The following is an 18245-nucleotide window of genomic DNA, read 5'->3' as shown; positions in this document are numbered from 1 at the left end:
CAAAGGGCAAAGTGAACGGAATTACATGAGCACGACGCAATCTACTCAAGCAGAATCTGCTTTGGGATTAACGCTAAAAAACTGGTGGAGTATTGTTAAACGAACCTTTACCAATATCCAAAGCCATAACATTCCTCTTATTGCCGCAGGCGTTGCATTCTATTGCTTGCTGGCAATATTCCCACTTCTTGGTGCAACCATTTCTTTATATGGCTTAATGGTGTCGCCGGAAGAATTACAAAGCCACATGGCCTTATTGGTTAACGTAGTACCTAGCGATAGTAGCTATATTATTGAAGAACAGCTTAAAAATCTTACCCAAAAATCGAATTCAGCACTGGGTTGGGGCTTCTTTCTTACGCTCTTTTTATCATTGTGGAGTAGTAGCAAAGGTGCCAACGCACTTATTACCGCATGTAACATTACCTACATCGAAGATAATGGCAGAGGCTTTTTTAAAGGCTTGCTTGCCCGCATAACCGGCACCATCAGTATGATAGCTACCGTTATTGTTGCGCTAGTTTGCATTACGGTACTGCCAGAAATGATAAGTTGGGTGTCTGGCGGCTTAATAAGCTTTAAGCAAGCTTCATGGATAACCTGGCCTGTGTTGCTATTGCTCTTTAACATCGGCCTATCGGCACTATACCGTTACGCACCCCATAGGCGTTCAGCGCAGTGGCGATGGGTTACACCGGGGTCGTTATTCGCTACCTTATTGTGGATTGCCGCATCGTATGGGTTTTCTATTTATTTGAATGAATTCGCCAGTTACAACAAAACCTACGGTTCGGTAGGTGGCATTATTATTCTACTTATGTGGCTGTACTTAAGCGCTTATATCATACTTATTGGCGCGGAAGTAAACTCGTCCATTGAGCTTCAAACCTCGGCAGACAGCACCGTAGGCGAAGACAAACCTATGGGTGAACGAGATGCCGTGGTAGCAGATAACACGCCAGAGGATTTGAGGGGAAGTTGATGTTGAAGGCACAAAGATGCTGCTACTTACTGTATCATAACCTCAAATACTTTAAGGCTATGCGCAGCTAAATGACCACAGACTACTCTTCACTATTACAAAACCTGTTTGGATTTCCCTCGTTTCGTTCCGGCCAGCAAGAGGTTGTAGAAGGTCTGTTAAATCAGCGCTCATCGCTTGCCATATTCCCTACCGGCTCTGGCAAGTCGTTGTGTTATCAGTTTGTGGCAACCCAACTGCCTAATTTAACATTAGTGGTATCCCCGTTATTAGCCTTAATGAAAGATCAGCTCGCTTTTCTACATAGCAAAGGCATTGCTGCCGCGAGCATCGATTCAACACTAACTGCTGAGCAAAATAAGCAAGTCATGAACGATGTTCGCTCTGGTGAGTGTAAAATTTTAATGGTGTCGGTAGAACGTTTTAAGAACGAACGTTTCAGGCAATTTATAGAGTCTGTTGCGGTTTCAATGTTGGTCATCGACGAAGCACACTGTATCTCTGAATGGGGGCACAACTTTCGCCCTGATTATTTGAAACTGCCAGCCTATCAACAAGAATTAAATATCCCTTTAGTGCTGCTGCTAACCGCAACGGCCACTAAAAAAGTGAAACTCGATATGGCACGCCGGTTTGATATTGCGCCCGAGAATATTGTCCAAACCGGTTTCTACCGCCCAAACCTTAATTTGAATGTGCTGCCGGTGGTAGAAGCAAATAAAAACCAAGCGCTATTAAACGAGCTTCAACTTCAACAAGGTGCGGGTATTGTATATGTCACGTTGCAACAAACCGCTGAACAAGTGGCCCGCTATTTACAACAAAACGGCTGTGCAGCAAGTGCATATCACGCGGGGCTAGATAGTGATGTTCGCCAGAACATTCAACAAGATTTCATGACGAACAAGCTACAAGTGGTAGTGGCCACCATTGCGTTTGGCATGGGCATTGATAAATCTGACATTCGTTTTGTTGTGCATTACGATTTGCCTAAGTCTATAGAGAACTACAGCCAAGAAATTGGCCGTGGTGGGCGCGACGGTCAAAACGCCAACTGCACGGTGCTGGCTAACCTTGATGGTCTGGTAACTATCGAAAACTTTGTTTATGGCGATACGCCAGACCAGTCCGCTATTGAGCGGGTAATTAAGGACATTGCCAGTCAAGCGCCAGAGCAAGTCTCTGGCACTTCAGGCAGTACTGTAAACAGTGCATCGGACAAAGGTATGTATCAATGGGAAACACAAATTAATAGCTTATCGACGTTAAGTAATATTCGTCAGCTGCCCCTTAAAACGCTGTTAGTACAGTTGGAACTAGCCAAAGTTATCCGTCCGTTATACGCCTATTTTGCTGAATTCAAATACCGCTTTAATACCGAAAAAACCGATATTCTCAACTTATTTAGTAAAGAACGAAGCGATTTCCTAAACGCCGTTTTCACCCATACCGATATGAAAAAAGTATGGGGCGTAGTGAATTTTGACAGTATTTTTGAGCATTACGGCGCCGAGCGTTCAAGAGTGGTGACGGCGTTAGAATATTTACACGAACATAATCATATCGAACTCGCGTCGCGTTTAATCACCGATGTTTACGAGGTGAATCAACAAGCACTGTTAGCAGATGATCTATCAGAAAGCTTAGCCCGGTATTTTGCTGAAAATGAGCTTAAAGAAGTAAAACGTATTGCTGCTCTGGTACGGTTCTTCGAGCTTAATAGCTGTTTAAACTATAACTTATCGGCCTATTTTGATGACCAACAGGCGCCAAAAGCATGCGGCCATTGCAGTGTGTGCAATGGTAAAGTGGCCAAACTAGATTACTCTGCCCCCATCGCTATGCCAGATGAAACTCAAGTGTCTGAGGCAATGCAAGCACTAGACTTTCATTTACAGGGAAAATTTAGCGACACTATCACAACGTCTATCTATTGTAGGTTTTTGACAGGCATGACTATGCCTTTATTCACCCGCTTAAAAGTAAGACAGGTAACTGGTTTTGGCCACTGTGAACATTGCCGCTATGCTGATGTATTGACGATGGTGACGCAATTGATGCTAGTGCGAAATGCTTGACGGGTGCCCACCCGTTAACAAAAAAGGAAAAACCTATAAACTTTTGAAAGAAAACCAGACATTTCAGGTCTGTATTAAAGAGGATTTATGCTCAGTTTTCGTATCAAGAGTTTAAGTGTTTGTGTACAAGTGCATTGAAAAGGAATGTTTTTGTTAGCGTAAATACCTATGGCTCTAGCCGCAACGCATAGAAGGTATTTATGGCAACACCAAATCGTTCAACAACCGGTAATTCATATAATCAAGGCTGGTCTAAAAATGGGACACTAACCGCACTTCTTTCGTTTTTGTTATGTCTAACCTTAATGTTTGCAATCAACAAAACGCCGGCAACAGAAGTTCACTCTGAAAACAATGGCGCAACGTGGCCATCTAAAACCTTTTATCGATACCAAATGGTAAATGGAAAGCGTATTTGTTATCGCGAAGCGGGCGAACAACACAAGCGCACCATTGTGCTGCTGCATGGATACCCGTCCTCCTCGCATTCGTATAGAGAATTAATTCCGTTATTGTCTGGTCGCTTCCATGTCATTGCCCCAGATTATTTAGGGTCCGGTTATAGTGATCGCCCTAGTACCTCAGAACAAACCTATACATTTGATGTCTTAGCCGAACACGTTAATGGCTTACTCAATGTACTTAAACTAGAGAAATACAGTTTATATATTCAAGACTTCGGTGCGCCTGTTGGGTTTCGAATGCTAATGCGTGATCCCGATAAGTTAGACGCGCTTATTGTGCAAAACGGCAATGCCTACTTAGCCGGTTTAACTTCGCCGCGACAAGCCTTTTTTAAAGCGGCCAATCAAGATAAATCGGTTGCTCAAGCTACAAAAATCTTCTCTTTTACCTCTCCAGAAGCTGTTATTCATAAACAGTACTTACGTGATGTTCAACATAATACAGAAGTGATGAGCCCAGATAGCTGGACTCACGATTTACATTTCTTGCAATCTGAACAAGACAGAGCCATACAGGTTCAGTTGCTTCAAGACTACTACAACAATTTATTAGACTACCCAAAATGGCAAGCATTCTTAAGAAAGAAACAGCCCCCCACACTAATTGTATGGGGTAAAAAAGACCCGGCTTTTATTGCCGCAGGGGCAGAAGCTTATTTAACAGACCTACCCAATGCTGAGCTACATTTGCTGGATTCAGGTCATTTCAGCGTTGAAGAAAAATCAGTTGAAATCGCTAAATACATAGTAACGTTTATGAACCGACCAGATCTATTTCCTGCGCCTTAATACCGGGCACTAGAGATCAGTCAGGGGTTTAAAGCCGAAAGTGAGCGTTTTACCCTGGCCAAACGCTATTCAGATAAAGGGTTGTGTAGTGTTGCAATCGCTATTACCTGTTACTATGCGCGTAAAACGGTAGTACTCTCTTTATTATCGTAATGCTAGTGTCAGGCGCGATGTAACGCGTCGTGAAGAATAACCAGGATTACCATGGCTCTTAAAGCAACCATTTTTAAAGCGGACATATCGATAACTGATATGGATCGTAATTACTACAATGAGCACAATCTCACTATTGCTCGTCATCCTTCTGAAAATGATGCACGCATGATGCTTCGTATCGTCGCATTTATTGTTAATGCTCACGAGCAATTGCAGTTTACAAAAGGGCTTTCCGATGACGAAGTGCCTGACATTTGGCAAAAAGATTTCAGCGATGTAATAGAACTCTGGATTGAGTTAGGCCAACCTTCTGAACAACGCATTAAAAAAGGCTGCAATCAAAGCCAGCAGATGATGATTTACGCATACGCTGATAACAGCTTCGATGCTTGGTGGAAGAAAGAACAGAACAGCTTGCGCACCCGAAAAAACTTATCGGTATTTACCTTACCTGAAAGCTTATCTACCACGTTGGCCAGTGCCGTAGACCGTTCTATGCAAATGCAAGTAACGGTGCAAGATGGCCAAATTTGGCTAACTATCGAAAGCGCTGGCAATAGCGAATGTATAGAAGTAGAAATTGAAAAGCATTTATAACACTAAGGTGAGTTAACTCACCTTTCATCTAAATTATGTTTGAATGTAAGTACTAGTTTCTTAAATATCTCTTTTTCTTCATCGCTAACATCTTTAAGCATGTCAGAAAAAACGCGCTCTTCTATTTCTACGAATATATCAAGTGCGCGTTTTCCACTTTCCGTTAACGATAATATCTGGCTGCGTTTATCTTCTTCACTTTGTACTTTTTTTACTAAGTCGTTATCGACCAACTCTTTGATTAATCTGTTTATCTGCGCTTTATCTCTGCACAAAAAATCTGTCAGCTTTTGCCCCGTGCAGGCATCTATTTGACTGATAATTTTTAATGATTTCAACTGCATTGGTGCCAATGCTAAAGAAGTATCTTTAATCTCTAAGAAAATATTATTTCGAATAGTATTGAGCAAATTGAATAAGGCGTCATTGAATTTCATAGCGTACACGGAACCTATTTAGTTGACTTTATCAACTTAAATCATTAAAGTTGACATTGTCAACCAATTAAATGGGTAAAATCATCGTGAACCATATCAAGAAAATCTTAATGCTGCTGCCAGTAGCGTCGCTACTGATTGGAGTACTTACGGCCATAATGACATCTGTGAGTATTCTACCAGAACAAGCATTCATTCCAACGTGGTTAAGCGCGTTTAGGTTTGCATTCTTAGTCATGTTACCCATAGGCGGAATAATCTTTTATTTCGTTAATAAACTCGTGCAGCGTGTTTTCGCCTCATCCTCAGTGTTGCAGCGCAATTTAATTCACGGGTTTACAATGGCCTTTATCATGGAATCGATTCTAGCGATGGTTACAACGTTTAGTAATCAAGGTTTCCCTTCACTTGAGCTATTCGCAAAAGAAGCAGCGTTAAGTTTATTTGCCGCATTACCTATTGGTATTGCAATGGCATGTTTAATGAGCTTTGTAGTTAAACCAAGACTAGAGGCGCATTTTTCCTCGGCTACTTAAACGCACTCCACTTTGATAAGTACAACTTATCTCCCATGTTAGATAGCATGCCCTTTGAAGCGCTGTTCTTACCAGTATCATCTGTTTCATTACTGTCAGCGCTTTCAACGTTAGCAATATTATCACCTTGTAAAGAATCTCGTTTGCTCGCGTAGTCAAAACTGCCTGCAAGCTTATCTTTTATTGCCATTAAATATGAAACCGCCCCACTTTTTTTCGTATTCACGCCACTAGCTCCTTGTCATTTAGTGTAGCTAGTGTCGCGATTAGTTCTTTACTAAACCAACGATTAAATCTAACTTATAAAATAAGCTGAACTTATATAATAGAAAATAATGGATAAGCGATTACGATGGCTGAATAACCTGCTTTGTTTTGAAGTCGCCGCAAGACATGAGAGTTATAGCAAGGCAGCAGAAGAGTTATTTATTTCACAAGCGGCAGTTAGCCAACAGATGAGACAACTAGAAACCAATCTAGGCGTAAGCTTATTTCGTAGGCAATCACGAAAGATGATTTTAACTGGCCCGGGCAGAACACTTTATGCATCATGTGAAAAAGGATTTAGCGAAATCGTTAATGGGTTGAACCAAATACACGAAGAGCCTTTAGAGGGAAGCTTAACCGTTACATCTACTCAAGCTTTTTGTTCATTGTGGCTTATGCCTAATTTGTTCGAGTTTTTTAATGAGTTCCCCAATATTAATATCAATATTCAAGCATCTAATCGCATTGAAAGTTTACATAAAGGCGATATCGACGTAGCCATTCGTTTTTATACCTCAACCACCGCATCTCAGGATGAAGGCCTTATTACGCGAAAATTTGGTGAAAATGGCGTCGTACCTGCTTGTTCACCTGCCTTTCAAACTCAAAAGCAACTGCATACTGTTGAAGATATGCTAGGCACGCGCCTGCTAGCACTTGCTGGAGAAGAGAAAGCAAGTTGGGAGTCATACTTCGAACACAATAAAATAAATCTATCGAATAAAGTGTTGAGAAAAACAGTGGTATCGTCAAGCGATCTTGCACTTAGCGCTGCGCTGGCAGGACAAGGCGTCATGTTAGCCTCTGATGTTATGATTGGGCAGTATTTAAAATCAGGGCAATTGATAGTGCCCGTTGATACTCCTCATCCAGTACGCTGGAAATCTCACTTTGTTTATCTTAAAAACTCACCGAAGCAGCAACGTATCGCGCATTTTTGTGAATGGCTGACAGAAAAAATGGCAAGCCATGAAGCACTGCAAACGTAAAAAAAGGTTAAAACCGCGTTAGCCGACGTTGAAGGTTTTCGTTTTCCACTACCAGTTTTTCTTTTTGTTTTAGCAACTCAACAATCATCGCAACCGCTACCCAATCCAACTCTAATTGAGAGTACAGATTGATGGCTTTTTTTACCCACCGCACGCTATTTGTGTCAAATATCCAATTACTCGTACCGTCACCCGAGATAGGCTCAGCAATGCCATAATCAATAACTTCGATAATCATTTCTTGGTCTAGTCGTTCAACGTGGCAAAGTTCTTCAAATGATATTATTAGCAGTGAATTAGTCATTTTACTTACTCCAGTGCGCGCGAGGATCATCGTGCTCTAATTGCGCTAGTTGTTGCCACAAAGCCTTGTCTTCGTCAGTCGTTTTATCTGGAGCAACGATTTTTAAAACAGCAATCATATCACCAAGGCCCGTTTTCATTTTAAGCCCTTTACCCTTCACTCGCAGTTTTTGACCAGTTTGACTATTTGGCTTTATATTCAGGTTAATCTTACCTGCCAAGGTAGGTACCTCAACTTTACATCCAAGTACGGCTTCCCACGGCAATATCGGCACTGTAATGACGAGGTTGTGTCCTTCTACATCGAACAGTGGATGCGGCACTAAACGAATATGTAAATAGAGATCGCCGTTTCTACCCTGCCCCAGCCCTTTGCCGCCTTGACCTTTTAGCCTTATCCGCTCTGAGTCAACCACGCCGGTAGGTATTTTAACTTTGAGAATTTTATTGACGTGTTTAACCTCTCCATCTTCTAGCATTGGCATCGAAAACTGAATGGTTTTGGGCGCTTCTGAAAACAAATCTTCGAGGAATACTGGAACTTCAATCTCAGCATCTTGCCCGTGATTGTTAAACCCTGAAAAGTCGTCTGAATGATGGCTACGCGGCCCCTGGTTGAACCCACCGCCAAATACTGAATTAAAAAAGTCGGAAAAGTCGCCGCCGGTGTGAGCACCATTGAAATCATTGTTACTTTGCCAGCCTGGTGGCGGTTGAAAATTATCGTGTGGGGCAGCACCATATTTTTTCAATTCGTCATATTCAGCTCTGCGTTGTGGGTCTTTAAGTACCTCATAAGCTTCGACTAACTCTTTGAATTCTTCATCGGAATTACTGTCAGGTTGCATATCTGGGTGCAGCTTTAAAGCAAGCTTACGATATGCTTTTTTTATTTCTTTTAAATCAGCATCTTCTTTAACACCAAGGATTTGATAATAATCTTTAAATTCCATTCAATGATGCTCAGCGTAGTGACTATAGAATCTTTAATATAGCGGATACCTAAAAAGCGTAAATTGATATTGATCAAACATCAGAGTGACTGGTTATGAAGATGCTTTAACGATCAGTAGTTTCCTCTTCACATTAATTATCAAATAAAATTTGATAATCATTCAAATTAAACACTGTTTTTAACTTGGCAATTAACCTCTATTCTATACCTCTCGAAATAAACAACACCAAACCAGTGCAAATACACAGCAGACTTTAAGGGTGTCATTTGGGCTTTTTGAATTATTACTCCATTACAGGAAAGACAATGAAACTATTTAAAGCATCTCTTATTACTGCTGCTATTGGCTTATCAAGTGTTGTAGGCGCGCTGGTAAATGCAGCAGAAGTGGGCCCGCTAGAGCCTGTTACTCAGTTTACTGAATATCGTGGTGGTGGTATTACTATTACGCCAAGTGGTCGTACTATTATCAGCATGCATCCGCTAGATAACCCTAAAGTGAAAGTGGTTGAAGTGATGGCAAATGGCTCAAAGCAACCTTTCCCTACCACTGATTGGGCGGATGGCTCAGAAACTGGGGAAGTAGGACTAACATCTGTTATTGGCGTTCACAGCGATAGTCAAGGCGTAGTATGGATCCTTGATATGGGTAGCGAAACATCGCCAGCTCAAATAGTCGCGTGGGACAGCGTAAATCATAAGCTTCACACAACGATTACATTGGCAAAATCATCGCTTCAACCAAATTCATTCATCCAAGATTTCTCTATTGATGAAAAACACGGCAAAATTTATATTGCCGATATGACGTTCGGTAACTTTGCAGGGGCTACTAAGCCTGCCATTATCGTTGTCGACCTGAAATCTGGCAAGTCAAAGCGTGTACTGGAAAGTGCAGCACAATTAATGCCTGAAGACCAAGACATAGTGATTGAAGCTTCTTTATTGGCGTCGAAAACACCAGAAGGTGAAACTAACGCATTACGCTTTGGTTTAAACCCAATTGCCATTGATGATAAAAACGAGTGGTTATATTTTGGTGCATTTACTGGCACAAAAGTTTACAGAATTCCGACATCAGCCATTAGCAACACAAAAAACTCAGACAAAAAACTAGCACAAAGCATTGAAGTTTATGGCCCTAAAAACCCTAGCGATGGTATTGCTTATGCACCTGGCGGCGGCATTTTAGCCACAGATTTAGAGCATAATGCGGTGGGATTAACAACGAAGGGGAATTACGAAATACTGATTCAAGATAAACGTCTTTCATGGCCTGATAGCTTAGCGGTAAGCAACGGTTATATTTACGTAACCCAAGATCAACTGCATCAACATCCTGCATTTAGCCAAGGTTTAGGAAACGCTAAACCACCTTACACACTTTATCGTTTTAGCTACCAGCCTTAAAAACTATTTTGAATGGGTGCAATGCACCCATTTCACTCTCATTTTTTCATTTATTCTCTAATAACTCCCCCAAATGCCACACAGTTAAGGAACGTTTCATGAATACATTAACGATTGTTGCCAATATCACTGCAAAGAAAGACAACATTAATGTTGTAAAATCTGAGCTGATAAAACTTGTTGAAATGACTTTACCCGAAGAAGGCTGTATCACCTATGACCTTCACCAAGGCTTAGAAAACGAAGCGCATTTTATGGTTTACGAAATATGGGAAACCCGAGAACTGTGGCAAGCACATAATGAGAGTAAGCATTTAACGGCATTCGTTGCCGCGACAAAAGGTGCCTTTGAGCAATTTACCGTTGATGAAATGATGAAAGTGAATCAGGGTACGTTATGAAAAATTTAATCAAGATAGGTGTTACTAACCTATCGTTTCACCATGTAGCGGCGTCGCTAGTATCGAATGTGCTCAGCGATATGGGATTTGATGTACAAAGAATCTATTCTCCTCATGAAAGTAACTTTGAAAAGCTCAAATCTGGTGAAGTAGACCTACTCGCGTCTGCTTGGTTGCCGTCTAGTCATGGTGTATACAAGGCTAATATTGAGGAAGTAATTTCACTAACAGAGCTCGGTTTGCATTATGAACCTTATGCCTTGTGGGGAGTGCCGGATTATATTCCTGAATCTGCAGTATCTGAAGTTGCGGATTTACTAAAACCTTCTGTCATTGAAAAAACCAACGCTAATATTCAGGGAATAAATCCTGGTGCGGGTATCACTCGGTTTTCAATTAAAATGATGGAAAAATATGGTCTAAATAACGCGGGTTATAAATTCCATACTGGCACTGAAGAGGACTGTTTTACTGCGTTTGAAAAACAGGTTGAAAGAGAAGATTGGTTTGTTGTTCCGCTTTGGAAGCCTCAGTTTTTGCACTTCAAACATAAGATTAGAGAAATTAAAGAGCCCAAAGGGCTATTAGGTGTTGTTGATCGTGCCGTGCTTTTAATTCGTGACGACAAAAAGCAGTTATTTACCAAAGCACAATTAAATGCGCTAAATGCTTTGCGTTTCAACAATGATGTTATTGCTCAGCTTGATTACCACGTATCTAGAAATAACAAAACGTTAGACGATGTTACCAAGGATTGGTTGATTTCAAATAAAATTATTCCAGCCTAAGCAGCAGTGACATTTAAGCCCAGTTTAAGGCCTGATTTAATCATCAGGCCCTTCTAGGGTAAACACCAAGTGCCTGCGCATATCTTTTAAAATAACGCCTTTCTTGACCATTGCGGCGCTTAAGCGCTTTCGCCATTTTAATAATTCCGGTTCTGCAGCTGCTAGGGCTTGCTCATTTTCAAACTGAAAGCGCAGTAGTAAAGAGCTTGGGAATAGCTCGTATTTCATATCAAACCAGCATTGCAGCATGCCAGGAATTTCAGCGCGCCCTTGCGCTTCAAGCATGTTCGCAACGTCAAGGACAAGTGCTTGTTGTTTAATTTGCACTTTAGAAAGCTTTTTCATCTATGGGATCCATCTTAAGGTTTAGCGTTTACAGGCGCTAAACTTAAACAAAAATCGAATACTTCCGTTAATTATACTTTATTTTACTTACCAAAATTTGAGTATGCTTACCCATCTTCCGTTGGTTACCCTGATATTTCCAAGCACTGTTACAAGGATAAATGCTAAAAAGGCCGACCCTATTAGCATTGAAAATAAGTTTAAGTTTGCGTTTTCAGCACCAAACTTGTAACCAATTATGGTGTATTGGTATGCGGCGATGATCGTCATGGCAGCACCGAGAAATTCTGCACTACGCACCAACTGTCCCCTACCAATACTGAACTCTGAAGCGTTTAATGCATTGGTGATAGCTAGCGCATACCGATGCACTGCGTAAAACAGAATTGCAACCGAAAAGATCTTAAAATGACCAACCCACCCATCAGATATTATCCAAAAATCATATAGCCCATGCACTACGCAAGCTGCGAAAAATGCGAAGATGAAATAAACTAGCGCACCACTTTTGGCCTGATATTTAGCGTACATTAAACCGTAAGCAACAAAAGAAGTTAATGTCATATGAAGGACGGTAGCAGAAACAGATCGGCTCAAAACATTATCTAAGCCACCTTCATGGAAGTACATTATGTTTTCCATAAAAGCAAAGCTCAACCCGCAGACTGATGCGTATACTATGTAATCCATTGATTCGTTGATAATACTTTTGAATCTTAACAAGATTAGAAAGGGTATAATTTTTACGGCTTCCTCTATTACGCCGATAGCAAATATACAGTACAGCAGATCGTTAATGTAGTTTCCGTTGAGCTCCCATCCAAGCCAAACAAAATATAAATCGTATAAGGGTGTGGCTAACATAGAGAAACCACAACCTATCACCAGTGCAAAAAGGATATGCCTAATTTTTTCAGTTTCATAAACGTCTATCCACAACAAGAAAATCACCCAAACGATTAGAATTAATGCCGCCCCCACCACGCCTGATGTTGTGTAATCACCTAGTTTGAAGGCATGATGGCTGTATGTCTCAAAATCGCCCTGACCTAGCATGTGATGCCTTAGAAGCCTTTTAGAAACATACCCAACAACTTCTTCATTGCTTAATAACCTAGTTAACTTAGCGTCATTCTGAGTAGCCTTATAAACATTAGCTAAATTTGAATAGGCACCTGATATATTGGCGTTGGCGTCAAGCTCTCTTAAAAAGTATTTCTCTGCTTCAAGGTAGCGCTCTTGCTCTAAATAAACGTAGCCTATGGAGTTATTCAAATAAGGTAACTCTGGATCCCTAACTAATTGATAGAAATCTAAGGCTCTATCCGAATTTCCATCCATGATTTCAATGTATCCCAAACCATAAAAACCAATATCAGATTTTTCCCTTCTAGCTGATTGAGATAAATCTTTGTAATTCTCTTTTATTGTTTTGTCATCCCGATACGAACTTCTACCCGTTTTTTCTGGGATATTGAAATGGCTACGAATTTTATCTCTGTGGAGCGCTATGTTTAATGGGTCCGAGAGCAACATCTCATCATAGATTCTTTCTGCCGTGGCATGATTACCAGACATGGCTGTATTTTCCGCTTTCTGCGCTAATGGAATGTCCTCACTGCTAAATAGAAAATTTACTATTAAGGCAGCAATCAGAAACGGCGTACCAAGCAGAACCAACCATATTTTACTCATCAAATTCCCTTTAATTTCTTATTATATTACGCTCAGCAACCCTAACACTTAGTCGTATAGCTGCAAAACAGGAATTCACCAAACTATTTAACGTTTAAGTAGTTTGCTAAAAAATACTCTTATACCACTGAATATAATAGCTTTCCCACCCCGTAAGTTTGACTTCATGAAGTATTTTCAAACCGTTAAGTTTCCGTAAGTTCTTTTTCTTGGTAACCGGCAATACTCATTCCAACACCAATCGCTTTAAAAGCGCAGGTTGATGTCGCGACAAGAAGGATTGGTCTTTTCCACCCTACTTTAAGGAATGAACATGAAACCGTTAATGCTAGGTTGTTGCGCAATAATCTTGGTATTTCCTACCTGGGTAAGCGCAGTTACACATACAGATAATCACTATGCTGCCAATAAAAGCAATGGCTATGTTGCCTATATGAGTGAGCCAGAAACTCTGGTTATAGAGCTGGGAACCAATACGTCTAAACGTGAAGTTCACCTTCCTCGTGTTCAGCAAGCTAGTGAGTTTAGTTGGTCGAATGACAATCGCTATCTTACCTTTACGACGCATAACCTGCACCTGTGGTTATATGATACACAGCTTGCCACGCTCCGCCTTATTGAGTCGATGCCAAGTACAGCATCAAAAACCAAATACTCCCCCCAATGGTCAAGCGCAGGAAATTGGTTGTTGTTTATATCGCACAACCAAACAGAAACTCGCCCTCGCGTTTATTCACCGTTACGTAAACACAGCTATGCCTTGCCCATGTCAGCCGATGATTTCACCCATATTGCGTGGGCCAATCACAAAAACGAAATAACCTTATTAGATTTCGTTGGGAAGCGTGAACGACTGACCTCATTTAAGTTGTTTGGCATCACACTTACCGCCACTGATGATCGCAGTTTAATGGCCTTAAAAAAATTAACTTAGACCCTAAATTTACTATCGAAATTTATAGAAAAAGGAAACGATAATGAAAAACGTCATTAGAAAAGCAGCCTTTAGCCTAGTCCCTGCAGTACTCTTATTCACTGCCGTTCAGGCAGCAAATTTCAACGAATTGAACAAAGTGGGTGTGGTGAGTAACAATCTAGATGCGCCGCAGCAAATGGTTATTTATAACAGCGATGAAACTAAGTGCTTGTCGACTTACGGCTATAATCGTAAGGGCACCAATGTGTTAACTTATGAAAACTGCCGCATAGATAGTTACGATACTTGGACAATAACAAGCTCTGGCAAGATTAAAAATCAACGTAGTGGAAAATGCCTAACATCACCGCAAGGCAGAAGTACCCTAACGCTTGCCCGATGTAATACGTCTATTAAACGCGGTTACACCGCCTACGACTTCGTTATTCTGAATCACTTAGACGTTCCCACAAACAATAGCATCGAAGTAGCCCAACTGGATTAATCATGGCGTATTGGCTTCTGCCGCAGTGTTTTTTGCGGCAGGGTTCAACCTACTTAAAACCTTAGAATCGATGAATAGTCTTGCAAACTCACCCGCTCGGTTTAGACTTATACATGGCAAATTGATGACCCAAAAAGAAGAACCATCAAGGGGTTGGAGTTCAGTCTGTCTTGGATATGGGATATCTGTAGACATGAGCGAAACCTTTCAACTTGGTGACTGGGAAGTCAACACATCGCTGAACTCCCTGTCTCGTAACAACACATCTGTTCACCTTGAACCTAAGATGATGGACGTGCTTGCCTACCTGTCAGCCCACGCAGGCGAGGTGATAAGTACCGAACAACTGCTTATAGAATTTTGGCAAGGTACGTTTTATGGCGATGCTCCAGTACAAAAATGTATTGCCATGTTGCGCAAGAAGCTTGGCGATAATTCAAGGCAACCTTCATACATAGAAACCGTTCAGCGCCGTGGCTATCGCATTATTGCGAATGTGGTGCAATTAGACGAGCGTCAGCGGTGGGGCAACCTTCAAAAACTCACTCAGTGGAACCAAGGCTCACCCTACCTAGGATTACAAACTTTCCAGCCTCAGCATGCGGCTATTTTCTTTGGTAGAAACAAAGCGATTGCTGAAGTGGTTCATCACCTTAACCAAGCGATGGATGATGACTTCAGTTTTTTGTTATTAATGGGAAAAAGCGGCAGCGGTAAATCATCATTGCTGCGTGCTGGCGTTATCCCCTTTATTACCCGAAGTGAAGGTTTAGCGGGTATAAAAGTGCAGCACTACACGGTTATCACCCCTACCCGCGGCAAAGCCAGTAGTATATTCAGGCAGCTGTTAGGGGCCCTTAACGATATGGGCATGTTGGTTGATACTTGGAATTTAGACGCCCATGCCTATGACCTAAGCCAACACCCGTCTCACTTAAAAGCATTGCTTAAAAAAAGTGATAGCAATTCTGAATTAAATGACAGTGCGCCATCAAGGGACTCAGTAGCGCGCCCTAACAATCTAATTGTTATCGATCAATTTGAGCAAGTGCTACAAGACGCAAACTTATCAAAAGATGACGCGGCTAGCTTAATTAGCTTTTTAACCGTGCTGGTAAAAACCCAACGCCTTATTTTAATTGTGTCGTTACGAAACGACTTTTATGCCAACAGCATGGAATTAGAGGGGTTCGCACGGCTTAAAGACGAAGGCCAGCAATACGATCTTCAACCTCCAAATGCTACAGATATTGCCCGTATGATACGCCTGCCGGCACTTTCCGCAGGGCTTAGCTTTGAAGAAAACTTACAAACGGGAGAAAAGCTTGATGAGGTATTGCTAGAAGCGGCGATTGGGCACCCCGATGCACTGCCCTTAATGGAGTTCACCCTAGACTTGCTTTACCAGCGCCGCGACAAAGAAAACACGCTGCTGTTTTCTGCCTTTGCCGACATTGGCGGTTTAGAAGGCGCAATAGCGCAACAAGCCGAGAGTACTTACCAAAGCATGAGCGACACAGCTAAAGCGAGTTGGAAGAGCGTAATGCACGAATTGGTAACCGTTAACGATGTTAACCAAACCGGCTTGATTGCTAGAAAAGTACCGTTCGAGCAATTCAGTGATGAGAACGACTTAGCTTTTATTCAGCAGTTTGTTGATGCTCGATTATTTGTTACCGAGTCTGACATTGCAGCCAATGAATATGCTTCTAATACTCCGCCCTTTGATGTGAAAAGCAATACGCGCGTTTGTGTAGCCCATGAAGCCCTGTTAAAACACTGGGATCGCATTACCGACTGGGCACAAAAAAACCGTGCGGCGTTGCTAAAAAGAACGGAGCTCAATACCGATTGCAGTCGCTGGTTAAATGCGGGCCAACCTCAAGACATGTTGCTGCCCTCAGGCAGAAAGTTAGACGACGCTCGCTGGATGGCAAAACAACCCCACTTGCACTTAACACCGCAGGAATCCCTATTCATTCGTCTGTCTGAAGGCCGGCATAAAAAAACGCAGCGCTATAAAACCACGGCCATCGCCGCGCTAGCGATATTGGCTGTGGCCACAACGGGCCTAGCCATTTATAGCAATAATCAAACTCAGCTAGCCGTTGAACAAAGTCACCACGCACAGGTACTTCGAAACAAAGCGGAAAGCTTAGTTGATTACATGCTGGGCGACTTACGCAGTCAGTTAGAGCCCATAGGAAAGCTAGATGTACTCGAAGGCGTTGGACAAAAAACGTTAGATTATTACGCAGGTATTGAAACCGGTGATGGGCTAAGGCAAGCCAATTCGTTGAAGCTTTTAGCCGAAATAAACATTAACCGAGGAGAGTTTGAAGATGCCAGCGAGCAGTTGTCTCAAGCGTTAAATATTTTAAATAAACAGGACACTGCGCCACTAAAAGCTTCTTATGGCTTGTCGAAAGAAACGTCACTAGAGGGCATAGCTGCAGCAAATGCGACTTCACAAGGTACAGCACAAACTAGTGAGCAAGTGCTGTTCTTAAAAGGAAATATTCATTATTGGATTGGCGTCATCGCCTACTTTAAACAAAACTATACCACTACCATTGAAGAATGGACGAAGTACCTTAACTACTCACAACAGCTGTTAGTGCTTGATGAGCTAAATCCCAAATGGATGCTGGAAGTTAGCTCTGCTCAACACAATATTGGTAGTTTAGCGCTTCGTATTTCCCAGTACCAAAAAGCCAGCCAAAGCTTCCGTGATTCCATTGCGTTAAAACGCAAAATGCTAATGTCGCAACCTAACCATAGTGAAGTTCAAACTTCGCTGCGAGGTTCTTTATTGGGGCTAGTGGCGGTCGCCTTTCAAACTTTTGAATTTAGAGAAGCCGAGCAACTGGCACAAGAAGCCTATACCCTTGCGGGTAAGTTGCTATTAGAAAACCCTGACGACTACAACATTGCCTATCAAACCTTGTCATCTGCCAATTTGCTGATACAAGCTCAAATGTCCATTGGCAACACGTCAGGTGCTGAAAAAACAATAGCCGACGGTGTAGTACTGGCACAAAAACTGGCTAAACAGGAACCTGAAAATGAAGCCTGGATGACCAAAGTTGCTACATTAATGTTCTTCTATTGGGATTATCATTTACTCTTCGACACACAAGAAAAGAAACCTGCCCCAGAACTGCTCAACCTCACTTATGCTGCATTTAACAAAACCAAAAATCTACCCATAAAACAGAAAATTTACAGTGTGAAATTGGGGTTCGAAAACCGCGAAAACTCACAGGTAATATTAGATATTGCTAAGCCATCTTTAGATTTCAATAGTGAGTCTACCCCACGCCTACTTTGGGAATTGCATTTAAAATGCAGAAATCACTCCTGCACTCTTGGTGAGGATACCGGAAAAGATGTAGACAGAGGAGAACGTGAAAGCTTAGCCCTCGCACATCTCACATCAGCGAACACTGACAAACTATCGAAAGATATGAATGCTTCACTAACTGAATTCTATTTTTTACTTGTGTCATCTAAGCGAAGTGCGGCTAAAGATGTGCTGCTAGGTCTGCAAAAAAAAGGGTACTTACATCCTCAGTTATCAGACGCCGTTAATCGCGCTAAAGACGACATTTAAACCCTGAAAGGAGCTTCAG

At 41.7% G+C, this 18245-nt stretch carries 18 protein-coding genes; 12 read left to right on the top strand and 6 right to left on the bottom strand.

The genetic code is table 11. The features are described 5' to 3' along the window. Positions 1–25 precede the first annotated feature (25 nt). The 4 genes from R1T43_RS06035 to R1T43_RS06020 all read left to right on the top strand — a co-directional run bounded on the left by R1T43_RS06035 (position 26) and on the right by R1T43_RS06020 (position 5066). Positions 26–982 (top strand): YihY/virulence factor BrkB family protein, encoded by a 957-nt coding sequence (locus R1T43_RS06035; protein WP_317353945.1) that lies wholly within the window; start codon positions 26–28, stop codon positions 980–982. Between the two features lie 71 nt (positions 983–1053). Further along, positions 1054–3060, top strand: a complete 2007-nt coding sequence (locus tag R1T43_RS06030; protein WP_317353943.1) for a RecQ family ATP-dependent DNA helicase — start codon at positions 1054–1056, stop codon at positions 3058–3060. Positions 3061–3260: 200 nt separating this feature from the next. Then, on the top strand, positions 3261–4313 hold the full coding sequence (locus R1T43_RS06025; RefSeq protein WP_317353941.1) for an alpha/beta hydrolase: 1053 nt from the start codon (positions 3261–3263) through the stop codon (positions 4311–4313). Positions 4314–4517: 204 nt separating this feature from the next. Continuing rightward, on the top strand, positions 4518–5066 hold the full coding sequence (locus tag R1T43_RS06020; protein ID WP_211071994.1) for a YaeQ family protein: 549 nt from the start codon (positions 4518–4520) through the stop codon (positions 5064–5066). Between the two features lie 17 nt (positions 5067–5083). Here R1T43_RS06020 and R1T43_RS06015 read toward each other — a convergent pair whose 3' ends face one another. After that, positions 5084–5503 carry a MarR family transcriptional regulator gene (locus tag R1T43_RS06015; protein ID WP_211071995.1) on the bottom strand — a complete coding sequence of 140 codons (420 nt, stop codon included), beginning with the start codon at positions 5501–5503 and terminating at the stop codon, positions 5084–5086. 110 nt (positions 5504–5613) lie between these two features. On the opposite strand from R1T43_RS06015, the gene R1T43_RS06010 reads away from it, so the two are divergent. Beyond that, positions 5614–6039: a DUF2798 domain-containing protein gene (locus tag R1T43_RS06010; RefSeq protein WP_317353935.1), complete on the top strand. Its 426-nt coding sequence runs from the start codon at positions 5614–5616 to the stop codon at positions 6037–6039. Here the strand turns inward: R1T43_RS06010 and R1T43_RS06005 are convergent. Then, on the bottom strand, positions 6032–6265 hold the full coding sequence (locus R1T43_RS06005) for a hypothetical protein (protein WP_211071997.1): 234 nt from the start codon (positions 6263–6265) through the stop codon (positions 6032–6034). The genes R1T43_RS06010 and R1T43_RS06005 overlap by 8 nt on opposite strands. Before the next feature lie 109 nt (positions 6266–6374). Here R1T43_RS06005 and R1T43_RS06000 point away from each other — a divergent pair, with 109 nt between their 5' ends. Next, positions 6375–7295 carry a LysR substrate-binding domain-containing protein gene (locus tag R1T43_RS06000; protein ID WP_317353932.1) on the top strand — a complete coding sequence of 307 codons (921 nt, stop codon included), beginning with the start codon at positions 6375–6377 and terminating at the stop codon, positions 7293–7295. A 7-nt stretch (positions 7296–7302) separates the two neighbouring features. Here R1T43_RS06000 and R1T43_RS05995 read toward each other — a convergent pair whose 3' ends face one another. Together R1T43_RS05995 and R1T43_RS05990 are read right to left on the bottom strand one after the other, a co-directional pair. Beyond that, positions 7303–7599, bottom strand: coding sequence for a chaperone modulator CbpM (locus tag R1T43_RS05995; RefSeq protein WP_211071999.1), 297 nt, complete (start codon positions 7597–7599; stop codon positions 7303–7305). Between the two features lies 1 nt (position 7600). Next, positions 7601–8551, bottom strand: a complete 951-nt coding sequence (locus R1T43_RS05990) for a DnaJ C-terminal domain-containing protein (protein ID WP_317353929.1) — start codon at positions 8549–8551, stop codon at positions 7601–7603. A gap of 308 nt (positions 8552–8859) precedes the next feature. On the opposite strand from R1T43_RS05990, the gene R1T43_RS05985 reads away from it, so the two are divergent. The 3 genes from R1T43_RS05985 (at position 8860) to R1T43_RS05975 (ending at position 11152) form a co-directional block, all read left to right on the top strand. Further along, the gene (locus tag R1T43_RS05985; RefSeq protein WP_317353926.1) at positions 8860–9963 is read left to right on the top strand and encodes an L-dopachrome tautomerase-related protein; all 1104 of its coding nucleotides are present in this window, start codon (positions 8860–8862) and stop codon (positions 9961–9963) included. A 98-nt stretch (positions 9964–10061) separates the two neighbouring features. Further along, a complete protein-coding gene (locus R1T43_RS05980; RefSeq protein ID WP_211072002.1) occupies positions 10062–10364 on the top strand; it encodes a putative quinol monooxygenase in 303 nt (100 codons plus the stop codon). Then, positions 10361–11152 (top strand): glycine betaine ABC transporter substrate-binding protein, encoded by a 792-nt coding sequence (locus R1T43_RS05975; protein WP_317353922.1) that lies wholly within the window; start codon positions 10361–10363, stop codon positions 11150–11152. Before R1T43_RS05980 ends, R1T43_RS05975 begins: the two co-directional genes overlap by 4 nt. A 36-nt stretch (positions 11153–11188) precedes the next feature. On the opposite strand, the gene R1T43_RS05970 is transcribed toward R1T43_RS05975, so the two are convergent. Together R1T43_RS05970 and R1T43_RS05965 are read right to left on the bottom strand one after the other, a co-directional pair. Further along, complete coding sequence (locus R1T43_RS05970; RefSeq protein ID WP_211072004.1) at positions 11189–11497, bottom strand: hypothetical protein; 309 nt, start codon at positions 11495–11497, stop codon at positions 11189–11191. 87 nt (positions 11498–11584) lie between these two features. Then, positions 11585–13192: a PrsW family intramembrane metalloprotease gene (locus R1T43_RS05965; protein ID WP_317353919.1), complete on the bottom strand. Its 1608-nt coding sequence runs from the start codon at positions 13190–13192 to the stop codon at positions 11585–11587. Between the two features lie 313 nt (positions 13193–13505). Here R1T43_RS05965 and R1T43_RS05960 point away from each other — a divergent pair, with 313 nt between their 5' ends. The 3 genes from R1T43_RS05960 to R1T43_RS05950 all read left to right on the top strand — a co-directional run bounded on the left by R1T43_RS05960 (position 13506) and on the right by R1T43_RS05950 (position 18226). Further along, positions 13506–14126: a hypothetical protein gene (locus R1T43_RS05960; protein ID WP_317353916.1), complete on the top strand. Its 621-nt coding sequence runs from the start codon at positions 13506–13508 to the stop codon at positions 14124–14126. 43 nt (positions 14127–14169) lie between these two features. Further along, positions 14170–14613 (top strand): ricin-type beta-trefoil lectin domain protein, encoded by a 444-nt coding sequence (locus tag R1T43_RS05955; RefSeq protein ID WP_317353913.1) that lies wholly within the window; start codon positions 14170–14172, stop codon positions 14611–14613. 193 nt (positions 14614–14806) lie between these two features. Continuing rightward, entirely contained in the window at positions 14807–18226 is a 3420-nt protein-coding gene (locus tag R1T43_RS05950; RefSeq protein ID WP_317353911.1) for a winged helix-turn-helix domain-containing protein, read from the top strand. Positions 18227–18245: the final 19 nt, after the last annotated feature.

The sequence above is a fragment of the Alteromonas sp. CI.11.F.A3 genome (genome assembly GCF_032925565.1).
Taxonomy (GTDB): domain Bacteria; phylum Pseudomonadota; class Gammaproteobacteria; order Enterobacterales; family Alteromonadaceae; genus Alteromonas.
The sequence above is the reverse complement of the archived record's forward strand: the minus strand, read 5'-3'. Positions and strand labels throughout refer to the sequence as shown.

Bases quoted from the DNA above. Each gene is read 5' to 3' on its own strand.
- R1T43_RS05965 (WP_317353919.1), bottom strand. From the start codon at position 13,192: ATGAGTAAAATATGGTTGGTTCTGCTTGGTACGCCGTTTCTGATTGCT.
- R1T43_RS05975 (WP_317353922.1), top strand. From the start codon at position 10,361: ATGAAAAATTTAATCAAGATAGGTGTTACTAACCTATCGTTTCACCAT.
- R1T43_RS06025 (WP_317353941.1), top strand. From the start codon at position 3,261: ATGGCAACACCAAATCGTTCAACAACCGGTAATTCATATAATCAAGGC.
- R1T43_RS05970 (WP_211072004.1), bottom strand. From the start codon at position 11,497: ATGAAAAAGCTTTCTAAAGTGCAAATTAAACAACAAGCACTTGTCCTT.
- R1T43_RS06010 (WP_317353935.1), top strand. From the start codon at position 5,614: ATGCTGCTGCCAGTAGCGTCGCTACTGATTGGAGTACTTACGGCCATA.
- R1T43_RS05960 (WP_317353916.1), top strand. From the start codon at position 13,506: ATGAAACCGTTAATGCTAGGTTGTTGCGCAATAATCTTGGTATTTCCT.
- R1T43_RS06000 (WP_317353932.1), top strand. From the start codon at position 6,375: ATGGATAAGCGATTACGATGGCTGAATAACCTGCTTTGTTTTGAAGTC.
- R1T43_RS05980 (WP_211072002.1), top strand. From the start codon at position 10,062: ATGAATACATTAACGATTGTTGCCAATATCACTGCAAAGAAAGACAAC.
- R1T43_RS06030 (WP_317353943.1), top strand. From the start codon at position 1,054: ATGACCACAGACTACTCTTCACTATTACAAAACCTGTTTGGATTTCCC.
- R1T43_RS05955 (WP_317353913.1), top strand. From the start codon at position 14,170: ATGAAAAACGTCATTAGAAAAGCAGCCTTTAGCCTAGTCCCTGCAGTA.
- R1T43_RS05995 (WP_211071999.1), bottom strand. From the start codon at position 7,599: ATGACTAATTCACTGCTAATAATATCATTTGAAGAACTTTGCCACGTT.
- R1T43_RS06035 (WP_317353945.1), top strand. From the start codon at position 26: ATGAGCACGACGCAATCTACTCAAGCAGAATCTGCTTTGGGATTAACG.
- R1T43_RS05985 (WP_317353926.1), top strand. From the start codon at position 8,860: ATGAAACTATTTAAAGCATCTCTTATTACTGCTGCTATTGGCTTATCA.
- R1T43_RS06015 (WP_211071995.1), bottom strand. From the start codon at position 5,503: ATGAAATTCAATGACGCCTTATTCAATTTGCTCAATACTATTCGAAAT.
- R1T43_RS05950 (WP_317353911.1), top strand. From the start codon at position 14,807: ATGAGCGAAACCTTTCAACTTGGTGACTGGGAAGTCAACACATCGCTG.
- R1T43_RS06020 (WP_211071994.1), top strand. From the start codon at position 4,518: ATGGCTCTTAAAGCAACCATTTTTAAAGCGGACATATCGATAACTGAT.
- R1T43_RS05990 (WP_317353929.1), bottom strand. From the start codon at position 8,551: ATGGAATTTAAAGATTATTATCAAATCCTTGGTGTTAAAGAAGATGCT.